A 22218-nucleotide genomic window follows, 5' to 3' on the forward strand; every position below is an offset into this window, starting at 1 on the left:
CCGATGGACCCGCTGGACCCGCGCGTCTACCGGCAGGCCGTGCGCGTTCCGCCCGCGCTGGCCGGCATGCTGCCGCTTCCTCTGGCGATGGCGGCGTCGATCGCCCTGCTGTGGGGCACCGGCGTCGCGATCTGGGGCGCCACCCCGCAGTCGGCGAGCCGCGACCTCGCCGCCTGGATCGGCGGCGCCGCACTGGTGTTCCTGTTCGCGGTTCCCCTGGCCTCAGCGTTGACCCGATTGCCCCGGGCCACCGGGAAGGAGGGAGCGGAGTACGGCATCCGAGGATGGTTCGAACGCCGGGCCCGTGTCGCCCAGACACAGGCACGAAGACACCTCCTCGATCAGGCGGACCGCAGAGCTTCCTGGGATGTCACCGACCTGGCCGAGCCTCTGACGGACGGCGTCAAGAACCTCATCCTCCGCCATTCCGATGCGTCCACGGCCTCGCTGGACTTCGTGGATGCCCGCGTGCGTCGCGTGCTCCGGGCGAGCGATGGCACATCAGTGGTCTCGGTGGTCCCTCAAGTGATCGACGCGGTGATCAACGATTGGGAGAAACGCTCCGGCGCCAGGGTGCACGCCGGCAACGTGCGGAAGGATGCCGTCGATCTCGTCGTCGCGCTGTGCGCGCCACACCTGGCGTTGCGATTCCCCTGGTCGCGTGACGCCGAAGCGACCGTGTTCGGCAACGCGGAGGCAGCGGTGAGCGACCGGTTGATGCTCCGGTACGGGCTGCACCTATCACCGGTGCTGCCACGGCTCGTCATGCTCCTTCCGGACGAGCAGCGACGGATGCTCTTCACCGCTGCCTATCGCGTGCGGATGTTCCTCCATCTCGCGGTGGCATGGGCGCTGGCCGGCGTCTGGCTGACCATCACGGCGCTGGCTACCGCCGAGCCCGGTATGCCGTCGGTAACCGCGGATGTGATCACGACTGTGGTCGCAATCCTGGTAGGACTGACGGGCCTGTCGGTAGCGGCGATGTCCGCCCGGACTCCGGTGACGGCCGGCCCCCTCCAATGGTCGGGCCTGATCGGCGTATGGGTCGCGATCGCCGCCCTCGCGCGCAACGCGTGGCCCGCCGCGTTGCTCATCTGTGCCGCGGCCGCCGCCTGCCTGGTGTTCTCCGTCCGTTCCTACCGGACGGCCACCGAATCCGTGGTGCGCTGGGGACAGACCATCGAAGCCACCGTCGACCTGCACCGGCTCGACATGATCGATGCTCTGGGCTGGCGGCGCCCCCGCGACGCCGCCGACGAACGGGCGATCTTCACCGCCATGTCGACCAGTTACAACGTCGGCCTGCCGGCGCCCGGGCAACGCCGCTGGGAGCCGTCGGGCACACCGGAGCTTCCGGCGTCAGCGGCCGATCCGGTCGTCGCCGGCACGTTCGCCGAGCTTCCCGGACGGCTCACCGAGTCGGTGCGGGCCGGCATCCGGTCGGGGTTGAGGGAGGATCTCGCGCCGGCGGTCGAACGCAGCCTGCGGGACTCGCTGCGCGGTCCGGTGCTGGACAACTACGACGGCCATCTCTCGATAGCGTTGCTCGACGACGGCAACGTGGTGCCGATCAGCGACGACGGCACCGCGTCGGTGCGCTGGGGTGACACCTACGAGCTGTCGGTGGTGATCGGGCCGGATTCCCCCGACGACGGGATCAGCGCTCCTCTGCGGCTGCGCGGCGGACGTGACACGCCCCAGGTCACCTTCGAGGTGACGATCGAGAGTGATGTTCCGGATCTGCGTCAGGCCACCCGTACCGTCGATGTGCCCGCCGGCCAACCGGCTGCGGTGACCGTCGCCCTGACGCCCGCCGCTCCGGGCGCCTCGACCGCCTGGCTCTGGGTCCGGGTGGCGCAGCGGGGGCACACGATGCAGAGCCTGGAACTGACCCTGGACGGTACGGGGGCCCGCCGGTGACGTCTCGTGAGCCGCTGGCGGTCTTCGACCTGGACGGGCCCGGCGACCGGATCGTGCTGCAGACTCCCGGTTTCGCCGATCTGTTTGTCGGCCGCCGTGACGGCCTCCTCCACGCCCGGGCCACGTTCGACTCCGTCATGGAGCATTTCCGGTCTCTCATCGCCGTCGAGCGCCCCGGAATCGACCAGCTCAGCACCGCCCTGACCTATCTCGAGGGCGAGCTCACCCAGGTCGCATTCCAGCTGGTCGACGACGACGCCGACGTCCTCGAAGAGATCCGCTGCCGGCTGACTCGGCGGTGGCCCCAGTGGCAGCGCGCCGACGCCGTACCCGTCATCGAGGTTCGCGGGCACGACGACCACTTCCCGTTCGAGGCGCTGCCGCTGTTGGATCACACGCCGTTCGCCCGCTTCGAGAACCTCACCGAGGCGACCACCATGCTGCGGCGATTCGTCGGTTTCACGATGGCGGTCCGGCGCGTCGGCCCCGGCATGGTGCACAACGACCCGTTGCGAGCCGCGCCCGTTCTGCCGGTTCAGTTGATCACCTACACCATGGAGGGTGTCCGGACGGAGGCCACGGCTTTCGGGATGCAGCACGGGCGGATGTCGGTGGACGGCCCGTGGCCGTCGCCGGCGCACGACCCGGCCGACGTGACGCGACTGCTGCTCGACGCCCTCCACGATCCGGTCAACGGACTGAACGGGAACCACGCCGGCACGGCAGCACAGATCCAGCACTTCGCCTGCCACTTCGTCACCGAGAACCGGACCGACAGTGGGTACGCGCTGCGCATCGGCAGCCCCGGTCACCGGCATGACATCTCACTCGCGGCCATCCGCTCCGGATATGCCACCCGGACCCAGCAGCACGGCGTCAGCACGGAGTCGCGCGCGCTGATCGTCGTGAACGCCTGCGGCTCGGCGAAGGTCGACAGCGGCAGCCACCGGTCGTTCGCCCGCTACTTCCTCAAGAACCGGCACCGCGGCTTCGTCGGCACCGAAGCCGATGTCCCGGACCCGGTCGCCGCGGCCTTCGCCGAGCGTTTCTACGCCAACCTGCTCCAGGGCCGGCCGCTCGGCGAAGCGGTGGTACGCGCCCGGCGTGAGCTCTTCCAGCTCTGGCACAACCCGCTCGGGCTGCTCTACGTCTGCTATGGCGATCCCACACTGGCCGTCGAAACGGTGTGAGCGCATGGTGCCGCTGTCCTACCGCCGGGCCCGGGAGTGCTTCGCACCCTGGTGGGTCAACCGGGTCCGGGCGCCGGCCGACCGCGCGGTCCGCCTGCTGGTGGCGGCCGTGGGCAGCCCGATCCCGTCGCATCCCCCGCGCGGCTGGGGGTGGGGAGCGGTGCCCGCCGACCCCGATGAGCGGATCATGCTGGCGCACAGCGTGCTGGTGGGTGTGGCCGGTTTCGACGCCTTCCGCGACACCATCGGCCCGGACGTCTACGCCGCCGCGCGGCTGACCACCTGGGAGCAGATCATCCTGCTCCCGAGCCTGAGCACGGACATGACGGACACGTCCCAGGACGCGGCCGGTCTCCTGCTCGCAGCCGACGTCCCGGCTCCGGGGCCGAACGTGCGGTACCGCGAGAACCTCGACCGCCTGCACGACTACTTCGATCTCCTCGGCGACCGAGTCCACCGTTTCGTCTCCGCGCTGGCGCTGCCGGACCGGCTGTCGAAGGACTGTCCACCGCAGATGCCACCGATGGCCGGCCTCGCGCTGCGGCGCTACAACGCCCTGGTCCGGCGGCTGGCGGCCGAGGCCCCCGAATTCGCCGGCTGGCTCTCCATGAACGAGATGCTCACGCCGGCAGCGCCGTTCGCGGGCGGATATCGGCGCCCCTCCCCCACGGCGACCCTGGTGGCGCCGCAGCCTCCCGCGGACGTTCACCTCCTCTTCGCGGACGACCAGCGACGGTACGTCGAAGCCGTGGCCGCCGCCCTCTCCGACGCCGGCCTCGGCGTCCGCCTCTACACCGCCCCCGACCCGATGCTGCACGGCGCCCGCCTGGTCGACCGGCTGCGGCGGATGTACGGCGGCGCCGCGGCCGCCAGCGTCCTCTTCCTGTCGGCCGGTTACAGCAGCCGGATGTGGCAGGGACACGCCCGGCTCCAGGCCCACGCCCGCTTCCTCGCCGAGTTCAGCGACCGTGTGCTGCTGGTCCGGACCGACACCACCACGCGGCTTCCGCTCCCGCCGGACCCGAACTGGTTCGCTGACGCGCGCTTCGTGGAGCCGGAAGGGCTTGCCGCGCTGCTGTACGCCGAACTGACCTGATCCCCGGTGACGTCAATCGGAACCGCGGGCGCCGTGGGTGGTGACGAGGCCGTCGACGCCGCGGAGGAAGGTGTCGCAGATCTGGGCCGGGTCGAAGAGGCAGCCGGCCGCCATCGCACCGTCGCGGAGCATGACGAAGTGCTGGGCCGCCGCCTCGGCTTTCGTCTCGTGGACGCGGGCGAGCAGCGTGTGCATGGTGTCGTGGAACCACTGGCGGTGCGCGAGGATCAGCTGGTGAACGGGGCTGTCCGGGTCCGGGTACTCGGCGACGGCGTTCAGGAAGGCACAACCGCGGAAGCCCGGTGACTGGATGCCGTCGGCGATCGTCGTCGCGACGGCGCGGACCGTGTCGCCTGCCGAGAGGTCGCCGGAGACGGCGCCGTGAACCTGGGCGCGGATCGCCTCGTCGACGCTCTGCAGGTACGCCAGGACCAGGTCCTCCTTGCCGGGGAAGTGCCGGTAGAAGGTGGCCCGGGTGACCTTCGCCTCGGCGACGATCCGGTCGACGCCGACCGCGTGGATGCCCTCCGCGTAGAAGATCTGCGAAGCCGTGCCGAGCAGGCGGGATCGCGCCTCGGAGGGTCTGGTTGCCATGCCCGGAATCCTAGCGGCAGAACGTTCGGTCTCACAGGGGCCACTCCGTAGGCAGAACGTTCGTTCTTGACATCACGCTCCGCGACTGCCATCGTCTGCTTCGACAGAACGTTCGTTCTCCCGAAGTGAGGAACATCCGTGCCCACCCCCGCGGCCGCCCTGCGCCGGCTCTACTTCGTCCGCTTCGCGTTCGCCATCATCTGGGCAGCGGTGACGTTCGCGCTGGCCGACGAGCTCACCCCTCTGGTCGCCGCGCTGTTCGTGCTGTATCCGCTGTTCGACGTGGGTGCCGCCGTCGTCGACGCCCGGTCCTCGCGGCAGACGACTTCACCCGTCCTGCTCTACGTCAACATCGCGGTCAGCTCCCTCACCGCCGCCGGCCTGGCGGTCGCGGCCACCTCCGGCATCCCGGCGATGCTCCGCGTCTGGGGCGCCTGGGCCGTGCTCGCCGGAGCGGTACAACTCATCGTGGCGATCACTCGCCGTAACATGGGCGGCCAGTGGCCGATGATCTTCAGTGGCGGCCTGTCGATCCTGGCCGGCGCCTCGTTCATCGCCGGCGCCGCAGCGGCCGAGCCCACCCTCACCAACGCGGTCGGCTACGCCGTCCCCGGCGCCGTCTTCTTCCTGCTCTCCGCGATCCGCCTGGGTCGCGCCGCAAAGGGCAGCTGACACTCCGGGTTTGTGTTCGAGCGCGCTCGAAGATCTACCGTCGCTCTCATGAACGCGACGACCGCGATGCGGGAGCCATGGGACATCGCTACGGCGGCCCGGCATCTGGAGGTCAGCCCGCATACGCTGCGGTACTACGAGCGCATCGGGCTGGTCTCCGTACCCCGCAATCAGGCCGGTCACCGCGAGTACGACGCCGCGGCGATCAGGCGGCTGGTGTTCCTGACCCGGATGCGCACCTCCGGGATGCCGATCAGCGACCTGCGCCACTACATCGAGCTGGTCGACCGCGGCGACATCACCATCCCCGACCGGCTCGACCTGCTGCTGGAACACCGCGACACGCTGCGCGCCCAGATAGCGCGACTGCAGCTGGCGCTCGCCACGACCGAATACAAGATCGCGACGTACGGAGGAGCGACCCAGCCATGAGCGACCCGCAGCACGACATCACCACCCCTGCCAGCGAGGACCGGCGCCGTCACGGCCTGGACGTCCTCGCCCGCATCGACGGCGACGCCGGCACCTCGGTGATCGACGCCCTGGCCGGCATCTCTCCCGCCCTGGGCCACCACGTGGCAGCGTTCGCGTTCGGCGACATCTACGACCGCCCCGGCCTGGACCCGCGCTCCCGTCAACTGGTCACGATAGGTGTGCTGACTGCTCTGGGTGGCTGCGAACCCCAGCTCAAGGTGCACGTGGGCGCCGCACTCAACGTGGGCCTGACCCAGGACGAGATAGTCGAGGCGATGCTGCACGCCGCGGTCTACGCCGGATTCCCCCGGGCACTGAACGCCACGTTCGCCGCGAAGGAGGTCTTCGAGAATCGCTGAGTGCCTGTCTCGCTACTCCAAGATCGAGTTAGGGCCGGTTCTACGCTCGCGGGATGAGCGGTGCGAAGCGCGGTGCTCGGGGCTGGTTGTCGCTGGTCCCCCAGCCGAACGGCGTCGCTGGCGGCTCGACGCTGAAGCCGCCACGGCGGTGCCCGGTCTGCGGTGACCGGCTGCCGCCGGCGGCCCGGATGTCGATGGTGTTCTGCTCGTCGGCGTGCCGAGCCCGGCACTGGCGTACGGTCCGGCGGAGCCGGGCCCGGATCGCGGCGGTGAGGCAGGAGCACCGGGTGGCCTGTCCGCAGTGCGGGGCCGAGTGGGTGGCTGGTCTGGATCGGCCGTTGTCGGCGGTGTTCTGTTCGCCGCGGTGTCGTACGAGGTCGTGGCGGAGTAGGTCACTCACATCGGGTCGTTCGGACGAGTGACCGCTTGCGGAGGACCGCGACCTTGCTGAGCTGCGGTTCAGCCTGACTGGTATCGACCGTAGTTGCTGACTGCGGTTCTCGCCGCGCTGCGGGCGGCTCCTTGGGCGGTGACCTGATGCCAGCCATGATCGGGAACGTGACGCAGGCCCGGTACGACGAGATCGTGACCGAGTGCCGCACGTTGATGCAGGAACACACCCGGATCCAGTTCCGGATGGGCGAGTGGGCGTTGGAGATCGAGCCGATGCGCCCGTATAGGGGTGCGCATCCCGCGCTGAGCGAGGAGATGGTGACCGTCTCGCAGGCGCTGGCCATGTTCGCTGAGGACATCGGAGCCGCCGCGACCACGGTGAAGAAGTGGCGGTGGGTCGCCTCGCGCTGGCCTCGGGAACACCGACGGGTGGACGCCTCGTTCACCGTGCACACGATCCTGGCGGAGATCCCGGACGCTGAGCAGCGGTTCGCGGCGATCGCTCAGCCGCCGGTGATCGCTCGCACAGGCGAGCGGCGGTGGAGCCCGGACGACGCCAGGCGCCGGGTCGGCAACCGGGTCGCGCGCCCGGAGTCGGTGGAGGAGAAGGTCGTGGCGGTCCATGACCTGGTCCGCGACGAGAAGGTCGCCTCCCGGGTCGCCGCCGACCGGACGTGGCGTTCAAGGCGATGAGCGAAACCACCGTGCAGGAGAAGGTCGTGGCGGCGCAGGAGCTGGTCCGTGACGAGGAAGTCGCCTCGCAGATCGCCACGAATCTGCTGCGCCGGCCGGAGGTAGCCGCGCGGGCGATGACCGACACCACGGCACGGCACCAGGTAAACCGCGCCCAGGTCGACCAGTCCCGGCAAGGAGCAGAGCTCGTGCGGCGGCGCACACCCGCGCTCCAGCACGTTCAGCACACCGCTGAGTTCCTGGACCTGGTCGGTGCGTGCGCCCAGTTCGTCGCGTCCGCCGGCCGGATCGTGCCCGGCCTGCGCGGGCAGAACTACACCGAAGATGAAAAGGCGACGGTGCAGCGCAACGTGGCCCGGGTCCGGGCCGCCGCGGACTGGCTCGAGGGCGCGGTTGCCACCGGTCAGGTCACCCCGGAGGAGGGCCTCGCCCGCCTCCTGCGCGGCGAGTAGGCCCCGGGTCATGGGACGGGTGCCCGCGAATGTCGCCGGTGATCTGGTCCGGGTCGCGTTGATGGAAGCCCGCCCGGCCGGGCTGACCACCCGACAGCTGGTGACCGCGACCGAACTGAGCCAGTATCAGGTCCAGTCCGGGCTCCGGTTCGTGCGTGAAGTGCTCGCGGCGGAGAACCTCACCCCGCTGACCTGGACCCGCAAGGACGGCTACCAGCTGTCGACCGAGCCGGCCGACTGGATCGCCTACGAGCGGGCCTGCGTACGCACCGCGCTGACCCGCATCGCGCGGCTGCTGAGCAGCACGGTCATTCCCCACGCTCAACGGCTTCCCGACGACGAGTGGGTCCAGCTGGTGCTCGGGCAGCTCACCGGCGTCGAGTCCGCGCTCGGTCTGCTCGTCCGCGGCGCATGACGACCATCGAGGGCGCGGACTGGACCACCTACGAACGCGGCTGCGTACGCGAGGAGATGCTGCGGATCACCCGGCTGCTGGACAGCGTGATCATCCCGCATCTGAAGGGCCATCCCGACGACGAGTGGGCCCAGCTGGTGCTCGGCCAGCTCACCAGCGTCAAAACCGCGCTTGAGCCGCTGGCACGTGGCGAATGAACGCCACGATCACGGTCCTACCCCGACGGCGCCGCTACCCGTCCGACACCACCGACGCCGAGTGGAAGCTCCTCGAACCGCTGCTGCCGCCGCCGGCTAGCACCACACCAAAGGGGGGCCATCCAGAGGCGCATCCGCGACGCGAGATCGTGGACGCGATCCGCTACCTGGTCGACAACGGCTGCAAGTGGCGAGCCCTGCCATCGGACTTCCCGCCCTGGAAAACCGTCTACGGGTTCTTCGCCCGCTGGGCAAAGCAGGCGTGCTCGACTACCTCCGCGACCAGCTGCGCCGCCACATCCGCGTCGACGCCGGCCGGTGCCCCCGTCCGGTTACCGCCATCATGGACTCGCAGAGCGTAAAGGCCGCCGAGACCGTCAGCCGAGACACCCGCGGATTCGACGGCGCGAAGCTGATCAACGGACGAAAGCGGCACTTAATCGTCGACACGAAGGGTCTGTTGATGACGGTGAAGGTAACCGCGGCGGATGTCACCGACCGCGATGCCGCCCGCGAAATGCTGCCTGAGCTGCGCAAGCGAATCCGGAGCTAACCCTGATGTGGGCCGACAATGCCTACACCGGCCTGACCGATTGGGCCTGCAACCATCTCGACCTCACCTTCAAGGTCGTGAAGAAGCCGCCGAACCAGGTCGGCTTCAAGGTGCTGCCGCGCCGGTGGATCCTCGAACGATCACTGTCCTGGCTGATGCGCGCCCGCCGCAACGCCCGCGACTACGAACGCCTAACCGAACACTCCGAAGCCCACATCACCTGGGCCAACATCACCCTGATGATTCGCCGGATCACCCGCGCGGATGGTCGACGAGCTGCAGTACCCAAGCTCTTCGCCGCCTGATCAGTTCGGGCATCTGGAGAGGAGCGGATCGCGGCTAGATCCGGACGTCTACGAGGCATCCTGCGGCAACACGCCTACTCGAATTTGCACCAATCCATCGTCCTCCCATTCCTGCCGAGAGTGAGCGGGGGCCAGCTCCACGCCCGCACGTCCGGCGGGAGATAGGAACTCAGCGCGGAGGTCTGCTATCAAGCTCCGGGCCTCTGCCTGGACCTGCGGGGAGCCGTACGGATCGTCGATGCTGAGGCCAAGCACTGCGGCACCTTCACGAGTGATCGTGAGAATCGCTCCGTAGTGCGCACGTGCTTTCACGTACAGCGAGAAACCGTCGTCCACTGCGTCGCTGCGGCAGAGGTCAGCGAGAGCTGCTCGATCGTCATCGCTCCCCGCGTTCTCGATATAGATCCGGCTGAAGGCAGCAAGCCGCTCATCGCCGGGATGGTCGCTGTTGACGTAGCGCTTGATGAAGTGGCTGAGGAGGCCCGGGTCGGGACGAGGTAGCCAAACAAAGACGTCTACACAGGGCGGCATCCGTGGATCTTATGTGTCGACACCCGTATTTCCGCTCATCGGCGGATCCGTGCACCGGATCAAACCGGGCCGACTCCGCAGTTCGGCGTTCGGATTGGCGTCACCGTGACGGTCGTACGAACGGTAGAAACAGAGTCCAGCCGAGCACAATACCTGCTAGCTGCGGAAACAGGTTGCGAGACAGACACTGAGTGCGGGAGGAGGGATTCGAACCCTCTCAGCGCGTGCGACCGGGTTACAGCCGGCCCCGACTCTCCAACGTCGGCGCTCCCGCATGTGAGCTACGACCACAGCTCTCCCAGGGGACTCGAACCCACGACCCTCCCGATCGACGGTCGGATGCTCTCCCCCTGAGCTACGGCGGCATGGCGGCCGGCGGACGCGCCGGCCGCTGAACGTACCCGTGCGGGGATTCGAACCCCGAACCTCTGCGCCCTGAACGCAGCGCCTCTGCCAGTTGGGCTACACGGGCTCGTGTCCTCGGCGGGATTCGAACCCGCACCGACGGCCTCCTCAAGACCGTGCCTCTGCCGGTTGGGCTACGAGGACAACAGAGCGCAGGCCGACCGGGGCTCGAACCCGGAACCTCCTGATCGAGAGTCAGGCGATCTGCCAGCTTGATCTACCGGCCCATTACTCATGCCATTCACATTGTGCATTTGTCAATTCGTAGGAATTGCGGGCATGCGCCGATGAGGAATCGGCGATGCAAAGAAAAAAGCCGCTTCCCCGGTACGGGAGGCGGCTTCGGCGCTGGGCGCTTCCGCGGGCGCTACGTGCGCCTCCCGGTACGGAGTTCGAGGTCGTCGGCCTGCTCGGAATACGCCTCTAGGACGCGGGCAGCCGAACACAGCAGCAGATGCTGCGAGTCCGATTCGGCATACCGGCGATTCATCTCAGGCGCTCCTTCATTTCGTGTGTTGCTGTTGTGAACGACAGTAGAGCGGCCACCCGTACAACGCAATCTTTTTTATGTGCATTCGTCGGCGAAGGTCGCTAGAGCCGTCGCGTCGATGCCGGCCACCGCCGACAACGGAATCGTCCATCGCCCGATCGCCAGCGCCTCCGCCACCAACGATCGGGCTCGATCCGTCCCCGCTACGCCGGCCAGGTCGGCCAGTGCTCGCCCCTGCCAGTCCGGGCCGGCGATGGACCGGGCGATCCGCTCAGCACGGTCGTGCTCGCCGCCTGCCGCCAGCACCCCGGCCAGTGCGGCCAAGGCCGGCCCCTGCCAATCAGGGCGGGTGATGGATCGGGCGATCCGCTCAGCACGGTCATGCTCGCCGGCGGCGGCGAGCTGCTTCGCCAGATCAGTCAGCGCCTCCGCCTGCCAGTGCGGGTGGGCGATCGATCGCGTGATCTGTTCCGCTGCGGTGGCTACGGCCGCCGCCCGGTCACGTCGGCCGGCGACGGCCAGCTGCTGGGCGAGGGCGGCCAACGCCTGCCCCTGCCGGTCCGGGCGCGTGATGGAGCGGGCGGTCCGTTCGGCGCGGTCATGCTCGCCGGCCGCGGCCAACTCCGTGACCAGGGCAGTCAACGCCTGCCCCTGCGGATCCGGAAAGGTGATGGACCGGGCGATCTGCTCGGCGCGGTCATGCTCGCCGGAGACGGCCAGTTGCTCGACCAGAGCGACCAGCGCCTGTGCTTGAACCGGCGGGTCGGTGATGGTCCGGGCGATCCGCTCCGCGCGGTCATGCTCACCGGCGACGGCCAGCGACGTGACCAGGCTGGTCCATGCCTCCCCCGGCGGGCCTTCACGATAGGCGAAGGACAGGGCGATCTGCTCAGCATGATCATGCTCACCGGCAACGACCAGCGGCGCGGCCAGAGCGGTCAGCGCCTGTCCCTGAACCTGCGGGTCGGTGATCGACCGGGCGACCTGTTCCGCACGGTCATGCTCACCCGCAGCCGACAGCGAGGCGACCAGGGCGGTCAACGCCTGCCCCTGCCGGTACGGGTGGGTGACGGATCGGGCGATCCGTTCGGCGCGATCATGCTCGCCGGTGGCGGCGAGCTGCTCGGCCAGCGCAACCAGCGCCCACTCCCAGGCTCGCGGGTTGGTGATCGACCGGGCGATCTGCTCGGCGGCTGCGGCGACCGCCGCGGCGCGGTCGTGCTCGCCGCTGACGGCGAGCTGCTTGGCAAGGCCGACCAACGCCTGCGCCTGCACCTGCGGATCAGAGATGGACCGGGCGATCTGCTCCGCGCGGTCGTACTCGCCGGCGGCGGCCCACCGCTCGGCCAGGGCGACCCACGCCTGCCCTTGCGCCTGCGGGTCGGTGATCGAGCGGGCGGTCTGCTCCGCGCGGTCGAGATCGTCGGCGGCGGCCAGCCGCTGGGACACGGCGGCCCACGCCTGACTCCGCGGGGCCGGACGGTAGTCGATGGACCGGACGATCTGCTCGGCGCGGGCGTGCTCGCCGGCCACTGTCAACTGCTCGACCAGGGCAGCCCACGCCTGCCGTTGCACCTGCGGGTCGGTGATCGACTCGGCGGTCTGCTCGGCCCGGTCGGCATCACCGGCGACCGCCAGGCGCTCGACCAGGACCACCAACGCCTGCCCCTGCCGGTCCGGACGAGTGATGGACCGGGCGATCCGCTCCGCCCGGTCGTACTCGCCGGCCACGGCCAACCGCTCGACCAGGGCTACCAACGCCTGCCCTTGCTGGTCGGGACGAGTGATGGACCCAGCGATCAGCTCCGCCCGGTCGTACTCTCCGGCGACCGCCAGCGGCCCGACCAGGCCGACCAGCGCGTGCCCCTGCTCCAGCGGGTCGGTGATCGACCGGGCGATCTGCTCCGCCCGGTCGTACTCACCGGCGACCGCCAGCCGCTCAACCAGGCCGGCCAGCGCACGGGCCTCCACCTGTGGGTCGATGATGGACCGGGCGATCTGCTCCGCCCGGTCGTACTCGCCGGCGACCGCCAACGGCCCGGCCAGGGCGGCGAACGCCTGCCCCTGCCGGTCCGGGTTGGTGATCGACCGGGCGAGAGCTTCGCCGCGGATGGCCTGTCCGAGCATGGCCCAGACCGCGGGGAGCTCGGTCGGGATGTTGGTGTTGCGCTCGGTGAGCTGGTCGCGGTACCAGGCCAGGCGTAAGGCGGCCGACAGGTCAGGGCGGGGCTGGGACCGGGTGAGGGTGAAGGCCATGGTGATCTCAGCCAGGGCGGCGGCGTCGCCGCCCGAAGCGTCGAGCATGCGGTCGTGGCGGGCCGGATCGGTGGCCAGGGCGATCAGCCTGTCGTGGTCGTGAGCGTCGGCGAGCATGCGCGGGTAGCCACGCAGCAGGTACGTCGGGGTGTCGTCCGGCCACGCTGATCGCCGGTAACCGTCTGCCCAGGTGTGCAGACGGGCGGCGAAGCCGTCGAGGGTGTCCCGGCCGAGCCGATCGTGAGCCTCCTGGCGCAGCGTTTCGTGGGTGAACAGGAACGCCCGTTTGGTGGTGCCCGGGTCAGCGCGGCCGGCGACGGTGCGCCCGAACACACCGCACATGAGCCGGTCGATCTCGAAGGCGGGCCGTCCGATCAATTGCTGCAGGTCCCGGCGGTCGAGACCACCGCCGCAGGCCGTGACCAGGCCGAGAACCTGATAGCCCAGGCCGTCGTGCCGGTCCTGGTCGACGGCCAGGATCTCGTCGAGTTCCTGCTTGGCTAGTTCGGTGACCCGCTGGGCATGCGGGGAGACGTTCAGCCATCGGACTCCGCAGCCGTGCAGAGGATGATCGGCAGCGGTGTGGACGTCGGCGGGCAACGGCGGATCCGGCCGGCCGGCCACGATGAGCCGCAGCCCGTCAGGAGGACGTTTCGGCAGGCTCGCCGCGATACTGGGCATCCCGGAACCAGGGCCGGAGCCGCAGTCCTCGTCCAGGCCGTCGACGAGCAGCACCAGACGCCGGCCCGTCTTCACCGCCCGGGCGGCGGCCTCGCCGAGCAGCCGGCGTCGCAGCCTGTCCCGCTCCGGGCCGGAGCTGGACGGCGGGACCTGAGCGCCGGTGATCGCGGACAGCTGGTCGAGCAGGCCGTCAGTGAACGCGGTGCTGTCGGCCTGACCCGCGTAGCGGGCCGTGACGAAGAACGAGATCACCCACACTTCGGGCGGCGGATGAAGAACGAACCAGGCCATCAGCGCGGACTTGCCGGCCCGCGGCTCCGCCTGCCACCAGACATACGGCTCATCCCCGCTGACGCACCAGTCGGCCAGCTCGGCCAGTTCGGCCTCGCGGTCCAGCAGCTTCAGCGGGGCGATATCGGCGACCTGCTCGAGGTATCCGGACCGTAGCCACCAGTCCGGCCGATCCGCTTCCCGCTCGCTCCGCCGACGTGTGGCCTGCTCGCGCTCGGCGCGAGCGGTCTCGTACAGGCGAACGCCCCGGTCGGCTTCCGCGCTGAGCGCACCCAGCGCTTCCAGCAGCGCGCGGGCCTGGGCTCCATCGGCCGGGAGTGCCAAGCCACGCAGCATGTCATTGACCCGGGTAGCGGACGACAGACCCATACTCGTGGCGATCGTGCGGAGGCTGGGCAGGCCGTTGGCCTGGTGGATCTTGTCGCAGTACGCGAGCCAGTCACGCTGGGAACCAGCGGGCGGCCATGCCTGCTGGCCGATCGGCCTTCCCCGCCCGCTCCGCCCTGCCACCATCCGGCCCTGACAGCCCTTCCGTCCGAAGTCCTCACTGTGCGATCGGTGTGCGTTCAGCGTGCCCGCTGCGCCGACGACCAGCCTGTGCACCCACCGTATCGCCGCACCACAGCGGAGCTGCGCACAGCGGCGCACAGTTCGATCACCGCGGCCGGACACAGGCTTGGTCTCGTCAGCACGGAGCGGCCGCCCCGGGACCACCACCAAGTGATGGGACCTCGATTGATGCACACCCTGACCAGCATTGCGACGGCGATCGGCGCCCTGGCCGGCCTCGCCGCCGCCGTGATCAACCTTGCCGCGACCTGCCGGCAGCGCCGGAGGGACGGGTAACTCCTCCGGACCGTCGACGGACGGATCTCCACCAGCCGGAGGGCCGCCATCAGGCCCTCCGGCGACCGGGCACGATGCGGGTCAGCCGATGCCTTGGTACTGCTGCGGAACCGGCAGGGCGAAACGGCGGCACAGGGCCTGGACGTCGGCGCGGTCGGCGGCATCGCCGGTGTAGGCGTCCCGGAATCGGACGGCCCAGTCGGCGGTGATGCAGTCCACGGGCCGGTCCGCGATCGTGCCGCGGCCGGTCAGTGAGGCGGCCGGGTAGGCGTTACCGGCCTCCGGCGGCCCCAGGACGCCGTTGCCCTCGGCGTCGACCACGATGACATGAAGGTCGACGACCACTCCCGTCGCGTTCCGCATCAGGAAGTTCCACTCCGTGGCACCCTCCTCCTCGACCGGCACGAATCCGTGGCCCGACAAACCGTCGAGGAAAGGGCCCAGGTGGCGTTGCTCGATCGCCACGTCGAGGTCGCCGTGCTCGCGCGTCTGCGCGCCCAGCAGCGCGTCGACTCCCCAGCCACCGTCGATCCACAGCCGGGCACCGGCGTGCTCTGCCAGGCTCAGGAGGAACAGCACGTCATCGATCGTCGTCCGGGATCCGGGCGGGGTGCTGGTGGGCATGAATGCCAGTATGCGGGCACCCGTACCGAAGATCGGATCTTGAACTCAGCTCCATCTCACCGGGTTGCCGGTGGCCAGCGACGCCGCGCACAGCATGCGCAGCGACCCGAGCCAGCCGGCCCAAGACTCCGCTGATTGAGGGCGGGTCACCGTGGTCAGCCGTTCGGGGGTCACCGGCAGGACGCCGCCGACCAGGAACAACGGCAACCGCACCGTGCCGTTCTCGCCCGTGAACTCCACCATGTCGCCGCCCAGCGCGCGTTGGCTGAACCGCTTCGCGCGGAAGACCTCGGCCGGTGGTCCGGCGCCGGTGTCCAGCACGAAGAAGCCGCCGGCGTCGCTCCCCGCGTGCAATGTCCCGTTCCATCCGAGCATCGAGGGGTGCGACCCGATGCAACCGTGGACCGCGTGGCCGGTCGCCTCGTCGAGCAGCACCGTCTCGGTGACCGTGCCCACCTGACTCTCGAACAGTTCGAGATCGGACAGGACGGCAGGCACATCAGCCGCCGGGATCCCGCCGTCGTTCGTGGTCGGCAGAACGTCGCGCAGCGTGGGCAGCAGCGACCAGCCGATCGCTTCGCACACCTGGCGGAGGATGCGCTGACCGCCGAGACTGCCCAGATCAGCCCAGGCGACTTCGAAGTCTTCGTGCTCGCATCCCGCCGCGAACCATCGCCGCGCCACCGCATCGTCCGGCCTCAGGAGATCCAGCCAGCCGTCCTCGTCGAAGCCGATCGAGTCGGCCAGGCCGGCGTCCTTCCAGCAACGGCAGTACACCGATCCGCTGAGCCCCACCCGCGACAATCTAGGCCATCGACGGCGCGCGGGTCTCGCAGGTGTCGCCGTGGGCGGGGCCCGGGACGCGCACCGGGGCATGCAGAGCGATCACGGCGATGGCCGCGCTGAGGATGCCGGCCATCCATCCTTCAGGGGTGTTCGACCTCATCCAGCCAGTAGCGTTCGCCGAAGCCGCCCCGGGCCTCGCGCTTCCGCGCCGCCGCCTGGGGAGGAGGCGGTCCGCGGGGAGGACGCCGAACTTCGGAGTGTCACCGTTCGCTGCGATGATCTCCGGGATGCGGTCGCGGATCAGCTCGCCGTAGACGGTCTTCCGGCGTCGTGCGTGGCTGGACCCTCCATGAGGGACCGTGTTGGAATGATCGCGGGCGTGGCCGGCCGGTGCGTCCTCGTCGTGCGAAGGACCGGGTGGCGCTGTGCGGGTTCGTTGGTCACGGCCGAATCAGGCGAGTCTGCACTGGGCCACCTGGGCCAGCCTGGTCGCGGCGGTCACGCTGCCCGATCGGCGGGTGGTGCTGGCCACCACGTCACCGAGCGGGCTGACCGTCGAGTTGTGGGACGCGCTGAGCGGGCAGCCGTGGGGCAAGCCGCTGGCGGCGGCCGGCCAAGCGAAGGTGCTGGCCGTGGTGGCCGACGCGGCGGGAGTGGAGCGGCTGGCGGTCGGCGGCAGTGACGGTTCCGTGCGGCTCTGGGACGTCGAGAACGGCGTCGAAGTGGGCGCTCCGCGGACCGGGCACGACCGCGGGGTCACCTCGATCGTCGCGCTTCCGGGGGCTGCCATGGCGGTCGCGGCCCACGACGGGTCGGTCCGGGTCTGGGACGTGGACGGTGACGGCCCGCCCCGGATCGCCCGGAAACCCGGCGCCTACACGCAGGAGTTCCGGCTGCGGACGGTCGTCTCCTCCGGCGGGACGGCCCGGACGGCGTTCAGTCAGTCGTACGTGGGAACGGATGTCGAAGACACGGTCACCCGGGTCTATGCCGGCGTCTGGGACGCGTCAGCGGACTTCCCGACGGGCCACCAGGTCAGCTCCTCGAGGTGGGGCAGCACCGACGTCGCCGGGTGGCGCGATGCCGGCGGCACGGACTGGCTCGTCTTCGCCGGCGCGGAGGTGGAGTTCTGCGACGCCGCCGACGGCCGGCTGCACCGCCGGAACTGGGGCCTCGGGCACGTCGCCGCGGTCGTGACCTTCGCCGGTCCGGAGGGCACACCGTGGCTCGCCGCGGCCGGTCGCGACGGCACGATACGGCTGGTGGATCTGGTGACCGGCAAGCCGGCCGGGCCGCCGCTGACCGGACCACCCGAGCACACCGCATCGATCACGGCCTTCCGCGCGCCCGGCGGCCGGCTCATGCTCGCCGCCGGCTACTCCGACGCCGTCCGCGTGTGGGACCTGACCGGGACCGAGGACGACGACGCCCTCCCGCCGACCGGGCACAGCGGCCGGGTCACCGTGCGGGCGTCACCCGCACCCGACGACGGCGCTCCCGCCCTGGTCGCGACGTACGGCGACGGCGACCAGACCATCCGTCTGTGGGATCAGGCCACCGGAGAGAGCGCCGGTGAGCCGATGAAGGCGAACGACCGGAACCTCACCTCGGCGGTCCGTGCCCCCCTGATCTGGGTTCCGGGTTTCGCCGTCGCGTGCGGTACCTACCTGAAAGGGCTGCGCCGCTTCTCGGCCCGGACCGGAAAGGCCCAGCCGTGGCCCCGGCGTGCGCCCCTCGGCCGGGCGCCCGGCCACTCCAGGGACGCGATCCCGGTCGGTGCCGACCTGCTCGCGACGGTCTTCTCCCACGACTACCACCGGTCGTCGGTGCGGATCTGGAACGCCACCACCGGCCGGCCGCTGCGCCGATGGGGACGCCCGGTCCGATTCCGCCTGCCGAAGGACGTGCACGCGATCACGGTGCTCACCGGGCCGGACGGCAGGACCCTCATCGCGGCCTGCCCTCCCGACCGGGTCCGGCTGTGGAACGCACTGACCGGCGGCCGGGTCCGCGTTCCGGCGCACGGATCCGAGGCCGCCGGCTCGTCCCGCCTGGTCGCCGCATTCTCCACCGAGGATGGGGATGTGCTGCTCGCGGCCGTCTACGGCAAGACCGCCGTACGCGTCTGGAACCCCCGGACCGGTGATCTCGCCGCCGAGCCGGACTCCGGGCACAGCAGCGAGATCCATGCGGTGGTGGCGCTGCCCGGCAGTCCCGGGCGGGTCGCTTCCGGAGACCGGGACGGGACGGTGCGGATCTGGGAGCCGCTGACCGGCGCCACCGCCGGCGTCCTGGAGACCGGCGCGCCCATCCACGACCTGTCCGTGGGTCCGGCAGGAACCCTGTTCGTCGCCGGACCCGGTGGCCTGACCGCCGTCGACGTCTGAGATGGTCCGGTGGCTCAGCCCCGGCTCATCTCGCCCGTCGCCCCCGTGGCGCCGATCTGAGCGGCCCGGTGGATCAGCCGATCGCGGCGAGCAGTTCGGCCCTGGTCGCGCCGGGCAGCGGATAGCGCGGCGCGCCCATCCCGAGCGCCACCACCTTGTCGACGACGCCGGGGCCGGCGAACACCTCGTCGGGGGTGGCGATGAAGGCGGTCAGGGACGTGTAGCCGCGGGCCAGGCCGGGATCGGCGAGGCTGGCCGCGAACAGCGCCTTGCTCATCGGCCACCGCGGGTCGCCGGTCTCGTAGGTGGCTCCGGCGGCGTCCGCGGCCATCTCGGCGAGGCGGTGCTGGTCGTTCCAGAGGGTCGCGCGGTACAGCGGCTCGACCACCCGCGTGCTGGCCTCGTCGAAGCGGCGGGCCAGCTTCTCGTGGTCGGCCGGGTCGGTCTCGCGCAGCAGGTCACGCAGCAGCACGGCGTGGATCATCGCCATCGACGCGCCCCGCCCGATCGACGGGTTGGTGCACGCCCAGGAGTCGCCGACCGCGACCACTCCGGTCGCGACCAGGGAACCGTCGACGACCAGCCGCCGGTGCCGGTCCTCGATGCCGGCCATCACGTCGACGCCGGAGATCGGCTCGCCGTCCGCCCAGGGCGCGACCAGCGGATAGCGGGCCACTGCCGCGTGCCAGCGGGCCGGTTCACGCAGGCCACGCAGGGCCTTGTCGCCGCTCGCGGTGGCCAGCACGACGCTCCAGGTGCCGTTGTCGCCGGGCAGGGTGATCGCCGACAGCGAGTCGTAGCTGTGCAGCAGGTTGGTCCGCGCGGCCGGCAGCTCGCCCGCGAAGTGCCGGGAATAGTAGACGAAGCCGCAGTCCGCGCGTTCCTCGTAGGGCGCGCGGGCGCCGGCCGCCTGCAGCCAGGAGGACAGGGCCGAGCGCCGGCCACCGCAGTCCACCACCAGGTCGGCGGAGATCGCCGTGCCGCCGGCGGTCAGCACGCCGGTCACCCGCGTGGACCCGTCCGTCGTCAGCCCGGTCACCGCCACACCGCGCCTGATGGTGACTCCGGCGGCTTCGGCGGCCGGCGACAGCACCGCTTCGAGGACCGGCCGGCGCGCGGTGACGGTGTCGAACCGCTCGTCACCGGGCTGGAGCGCGCCGCGCCGTTCCACGGGCAGCATGCCGATCAGGTTCAGTTCGCGTGCGCCGGCCGCCGTCAGCGCCTGCCCGACCTCGGGAAGCTGGGTGCGCATCAGGTGCCACCAGCGCGGCAACATGAAATGCGGCAGCCGGAACTGGTTGACGCCGCGCCGCTGCCAGTCGTCCCAGGCATCACCGGCGTCCGGCGGCGGCCCGTCCGGGTCGCGTTCGATAACGGTCACCTGGTGCTGATCGCGGGCCAGCAGCAGTGCCGTGCCGAGGCCGGCCAGTCCCGCGCCGAGAATCAGGATCCGTGCCATGTCCGTCCCTCCATCGATGTGCCGATGGCGGCAGCGTGCTCCCGGCGACTGCCCACTCTCCAGGTCAGTCGGTGCCCATCTCCTGCCCGGCCGTGCCGATCTCGACGGCCCACAGCAGCTCGGTCAGCTGTTCCACGCCGCGCGCGAGGTGCCGCCGATAGGTGCTGAACGGCAGCCCGAGGACCTCCGCCGCGGCTTCCTGACTCGGGGCGCCGCGCACGAACGTCCGATTCAGAACAGCCTGTAGCTGGTCGCCCTTCGGTGTTCCGGCGAGCCTGTCGATCGCTTTCTCGATGGTCGCGCGGACCTCACTCGCGTCGGCGCCGAGGCGGCTTCCGATCAGGGGACAACCGGCGAGGCGATCGGAGCGGTGCAGATTCACCAGCGCATTTCGTACGCCGTCGCCGAAGCTCGTCCGGCTCAGCGGGAGCGGGCGCAGCGCCGATTCCGGGGGTGGTCCGGTGCCGCCCTGATGCTCGCGTTCATTCATCATCGCGAGCCATTCCTCGACCGGGAAACGGCGCCAATCCATCCCGTACGCCACGTGCGGCCGCCCGTCGACGGTCACCTCGACCAGCGGCCGGAACCCGAGATAGTCGAAGAACGGGCCCCAGAACTCGGGATCGAACGACACCACGAACGACCACGCGATCGGTTCGGTGCACCAGGTCATCACGGAGGTCACCGATCCGGCCAGCACGGCGTAGTCGTCACGCTGGGCGTCCCGGGCCCCCGACCAGAACCGGCCGATCTCGACGCGTTCGCCGGGGCGCGTCGGTGCGGTGCTCCCGACGTACGACAGAATCGCTCTGACGACCGGGTCGCGCTCCTCCATCGGCGAGCCACAGGGGCAGAAGAATCCGTAGGCGAAACCGGCGATGCCGTCCTCGGTGCGCACGACGTTCATGTAATCCGGCTCGTCGGCGATCCAGCCCTCGGCCAATGCCGCGTTCTCCGGGCCTTCCAGGCGTTCGATGATCTCCAGGACCGGCGCGTATTCGTCGGGCCGGGCCGGCACGACCGCCGCGGTGCCTTTGCTGCGCAGGGAGAAATAGGCGTCGGTGAGTGGGCTGCGCCGGTGCAGATAGAGCAGCTGCTGGGCGAGCAGCTGCCGATCCGGTCCGGTGGTGGCCCGGATCCCGGCGACCACGTGATCGTGGATGATCCGGTGCACCGACCGATAGCGATCAGGCGACCGGCGTTCGAACTCGGCTTCCAGGATCTCCCGGGTCAGGTCGTGCGGGGTGAGTCCGCCGGGCCGGCAGTGCACGAACGGTCGCCGCCGCAGCCATCCCCACACCTCGGCGGCGTCCGCGCCGACCGTCTTGCGCAGCAGATCCTCGGTGGTGAGCCAGGCCCGCGCACAGGTGGCGAGGCCGGTCATGTGCGCTTCCGAAGGGGCGTCGCGCAGCAGCGATTCGAGCAGCACCGAGATCAGGTCGGGCACGTCGGCGAGGCTGTCCGGCACGTCGCCGTCGCGGGCGATGTCGGCCAGCAGCGCGAGGGTCAGCGGGTGGCCGCGGCCGAGCGCCAGCAGCTGACGCTGATCAGTCGCGGTCACCCCGGCCCTGGCGAGAAGATCGGTGCTGTCCGTGTGGTCGAGGTGGCCGATCCGGTGGACGGCGACGACCTGGCGCCAGCCCGGATCGATCCGCCAGGCCGCCGGCGGTGGCTCACGGCCGGCGAGGACGATCAGGCCATCGGCCGGCAGTGCGGGGACGAAATCGCGGCGCAGCCAGCCGTCGATGGCGTCGAGGTATTCGTAGGAGTCGACGAGCAGCGTGGCACTGCGCGCCGCCGCCTCGCGGAAGGCCGCCGGCGACGGGTCGATCTCCCGGCCGTCCAGCAGCAGCGGCTCCCGCCCGGCGGCACGAGCCCGGGCGGCCATCTCCAGCAGCAGGGTGGTCTTGCCGATGCCGCCGGGGCCGTGCACGAACAGCACCCGCCGCGGGGACGCGCCGGTCAGCGCCTCGGCGAACGACCGCAGCTCGTCACGACGCCCGACGAAGTCCCGCCGGCGCGCCCGCTCGATGACGTCCCCGAGGACGGTAGTCGCCACCGGCTCAGTGTCGGCCCCTCGCCGGGCCAGGGCCAGCACCCGTCGGCGGCCCGACAGATCGTGTGACGGCGGTTATGTTGAAGTTTCAAC

General features: G+C 70.5%; 19 protein-coding genes, 5 tRNA genes and 2 pseudogenes. 12 read left to right on the forward strand and 14 right to left on the reverse strand.

The genetic code is table 11. The features are described from left to right. Nucleotides 1–3 precede the first annotated feature (3 nt). The 3 genes from EP757_RS36935 to EP757_RS36945 are packed head-to-tail and all read left to right on the forward strand — an operon-like array spanning nt 4 to nt 4206. Nucleotides 4–1920, forward strand: coding sequence for a hypothetical protein (locus tag EP757_RS36935; protein WP_127552994.1), 1917 nt, complete (start codon nt 4–6; stop codon nt 1918–1920). Further along, complete coding sequence (locus EP757_RS36940; RefSeq protein WP_127552995.1) at nt 1917–3110, forward strand: CHAT domain-containing protein; 1194 nt, start codon at nt 1917–1919, stop codon at nt 3108–3110. Before EP757_RS36935 ends, EP757_RS36940 begins: the two co-directional genes overlap by 4 nt. Before the next feature lie 4 nt (nt 3111–3114). Continuing rightward, a complete protein-coding gene (locus EP757_RS36945) occupies nt 3115–4206 on the forward strand; it encodes a hypothetical protein (RefSeq protein WP_127552996.1) in 1092 nt (363 codons plus the stop codon). A gap of 12 nt (nt 4207–4218) precedes the next feature. On the opposite strand, the gene EP757_RS36950 is transcribed toward EP757_RS36945, so the two are convergent. Continuing rightward, a complete protein-coding gene (locus tag EP757_RS36950; protein WP_127552997.1) occupies nt 4219–4800 on the reverse strand; it encodes a TetR/AcrR family transcriptional regulator in 582 nt (193 codons plus the stop codon). Between the two features lie 138 nt (nt 4801–4938). On the opposite strand from EP757_RS36950, the gene EP757_RS36955 reads away from it, so the two are divergent. From EP757_RS36955 to EP757_RS36965, 3 genes are read left to right on the forward strand one after another with little or no spacing between them, the layout of a single operon-like run. Continuing rightward, the gene (locus EP757_RS36955; RefSeq protein WP_127552998.1) at nt 4939–5472 is read left to right on the forward strand and encodes a hypothetical protein; all 534 of its coding nucleotides are present in this window, start codon (nt 4939–4941) and stop codon (nt 5470–5472) included. A 48-nt stretch (nt 5473–5520) separates the two neighbouring features. Further along, nucleotides 5521–5904 (forward strand): MerR family transcriptional regulator, encoded by a 384-nt coding sequence (locus tag EP757_RS36960; RefSeq protein WP_127552999.1) that lies wholly within the window; start codon nt 5521–5523, stop codon nt 5902–5904. Next, entirely contained in the window at nt 5901–6305 is a 405-nt protein-coding gene (locus tag EP757_RS36965) for a carboxymuconolactone decarboxylase family protein (protein ID WP_127553000.1), read from the forward strand. Before EP757_RS36960 ends, EP757_RS36965 begins: the two co-directional genes overlap by 4 nt. A 40-nt stretch (nt 6306–6345) precedes the next feature. Here the strand turns inward: EP757_RS36965 and EP757_RS36970 are convergent, their stop codons facing one another. Then, a complete protein-coding gene (locus tag EP757_RS36970; protein ID WP_127553001.1) occupies nt 6346–6705 on the reverse strand; it encodes a hypothetical protein in 360 nt (119 codons plus the stop codon). A gap of 335 nt (nt 6706–7040) precedes the next feature. Between EP757_RS36970 and EP757_RS44320 the strand changes: the two are divergent. From EP757_RS44320 to EP757_RS44325, 4 genes and pseudogenes are all read left to right on the forward strand, one after another. Beyond that, a pseudogene (locus tag EP757_RS44320) lies at nt 7041–7843 on the forward strand (DUF6192 family protein). A gap of 10 nt (nt 7844–7853) precedes the next feature. After that, nucleotides 7854–8258: a hypothetical protein gene (locus EP757_RS36980; RefSeq protein ID WP_127553002.1), complete on the forward strand. Its 405-nt coding sequence runs from the start codon at nt 7854–7856 to the stop codon at nt 8256–8258. After that, nucleotides 8255–8455, forward strand: coding sequence for a hypothetical protein (locus tag EP757_RS36985; RefSeq protein ID WP_127553003.1), 201 nt, complete (start codon nt 8255–8257; stop codon nt 8453–8455). The genes EP757_RS36980 and EP757_RS36985 overlap by 4 nt, the downstream gene beginning before the upstream one ends. Then, nucleotides 8452–9268, forward strand: a pseudogene (locus tag EP757_RS44325) (IS5 family transposase); the annotation flags it as partial. The gene EP757_RS36985 and the pseudogene EP757_RS44325, both read left to right, overlap by 4 nt. A 93-nt stretch (nt 9269–9361) precedes the next feature. On the opposite strand, the gene EP757_RS36995 reads toward EP757_RS44325, so the two are convergent. The 8 genes from EP757_RS36995 to EP757_RS37020 all read right to left on the reverse strand — a co-directional run bounded on the left by EP757_RS36995 (nt 9362) and on the right by EP757_RS37020 (nt 14291). Beyond that, complete coding sequence (locus tag EP757_RS36995; RefSeq protein ID WP_127553004.1) at nt 9362–9844, reverse strand: hypothetical protein; 483 nt, start codon at nt 9842–9844, stop codon at nt 9362–9364. A gap of 192 nt (nt 9845–10036) precedes the next feature. After that, nucleotides 10037–10118: transfer RNA gene (locus EP757_RS37000), tRNA-Tyr, on the reverse strand. 25 nt (nt 10119–10143) lie between these two features. After that, a tRNA-Asp gene (locus EP757_RS43085) sits at nt 10144–10202 on the reverse strand. Between the two features lie 40 nt (nt 10203–10242). Continuing rightward, nucleotides 10243–10316 (reverse strand) — tRNA-Leu (locus tag EP757_RS37005). A gap of 3 nt (nt 10317–10319) precedes the next feature. Then, nucleotides 10320–10393 (reverse strand) — tRNA-Leu (locus EP757_RS37010). 9 nt (nt 10394–10402) lie between these two features. Further along, nucleotides 10403–10476: transfer RNA gene (locus EP757_RS37015), tRNA-Glu, on the reverse strand. A gap of 140 nt (nt 10477–10616) precedes the next feature. Continuing rightward, nucleotides 10617–10739 (reverse strand): hypothetical protein, encoded by a 123-nt coding sequence (locus EP757_RS44540; RefSeq protein ID WP_255435309.1) that lies wholly within the window; start codon nt 10737–10739, stop codon nt 10617–10619. A gap of 75 nt (nt 10740–10814) precedes the next feature. Then, entirely contained in the window at nt 10815–14291 is a 3477-nt protein-coding gene (locus tag EP757_RS37020; RefSeq protein WP_127553005.1) for a hypothetical protein, read from the reverse strand. Between the two features lie 399 nt (nt 14292–14690). Between EP757_RS37020 and EP757_RS44545 the strand changes: the two genes are divergently transcribed. After that, the gene (locus EP757_RS44545) at nt 14691–14813 is read left to right on the forward strand and encodes a hypothetical protein (RefSeq protein ID WP_255435310.1); all 123 of its coding nucleotides are present in this window, start codon (nt 14691–14693) and stop codon (nt 14811–14813) included. A gap of 81 nt (nt 14814–14894) precedes the next feature. On the opposite strand, the gene EP757_RS37025 is transcribed toward EP757_RS44545, so the two are convergent. Then, entirely contained in the window at nt 14895–15437 is a 543-nt protein-coding gene (locus tag EP757_RS37025) for a nucleotidyltransferase domain-containing protein (protein ID WP_127553006.1), read from the reverse strand. A gap of 45 nt (nt 15438–15482) precedes the next feature. After that, a complete protein-coding gene (locus tag EP757_RS37030) occupies nt 15483–16232 on the reverse strand; it encodes a hypothetical protein (RefSeq protein WP_127553007.1) in 750 nt (249 codons plus the stop codon). A gap of 416 nt (nt 16233–16648) precedes the next feature. Between EP757_RS37030 and EP757_RS37040 the strand changes: the two genes are divergently transcribed. Next, nucleotides 16649–18610 carry a WD40 repeat domain-containing protein gene (locus tag EP757_RS37040; protein WP_127553008.1) on the forward strand — a complete coding sequence of 654 codons (1962 nt, stop codon included), beginning with the start codon at nt 16649–16651 and terminating at the stop codon, nt 18608–18610. A 73-nt stretch (nt 18611–18683) separates the two neighbouring features. Here the strand turns inward: EP757_RS37040 and EP757_RS37045 are convergent, their stop codons facing one another. Further along, nucleotides 18684–20069 (reverse strand): NAD(P)/FAD-dependent oxidoreductase, encoded by a 1386-nt coding sequence (locus EP757_RS37045; protein WP_127553009.1) that lies wholly within the window; start codon nt 20067–20069, stop codon nt 18684–18686. A gap of 64 nt (nt 20070–20133) precedes the next feature. Then, nucleotides 20134–22128 carry an ATP-binding protein gene (locus tag EP757_RS37050; RefSeq protein WP_232050202.1) on the reverse strand — a complete coding sequence of 665 codons (1995 nt, stop codon included), beginning with the start codon at nt 22126–22128 and terminating at the stop codon, nt 20134–20136. Nucleotides 22129–22218: the final 90 nt, after the last annotated feature.

It is taken from the genome of Actinoplanes sp. OR16 (assembly GCF_004001265.1).
In the GTDB taxonomy this organism is placed as follows: domain Bacteria; phylum Actinomycetota; class Actinomycetes; order Mycobacteriales; family Micromonosporaceae; genus Actinoplanes.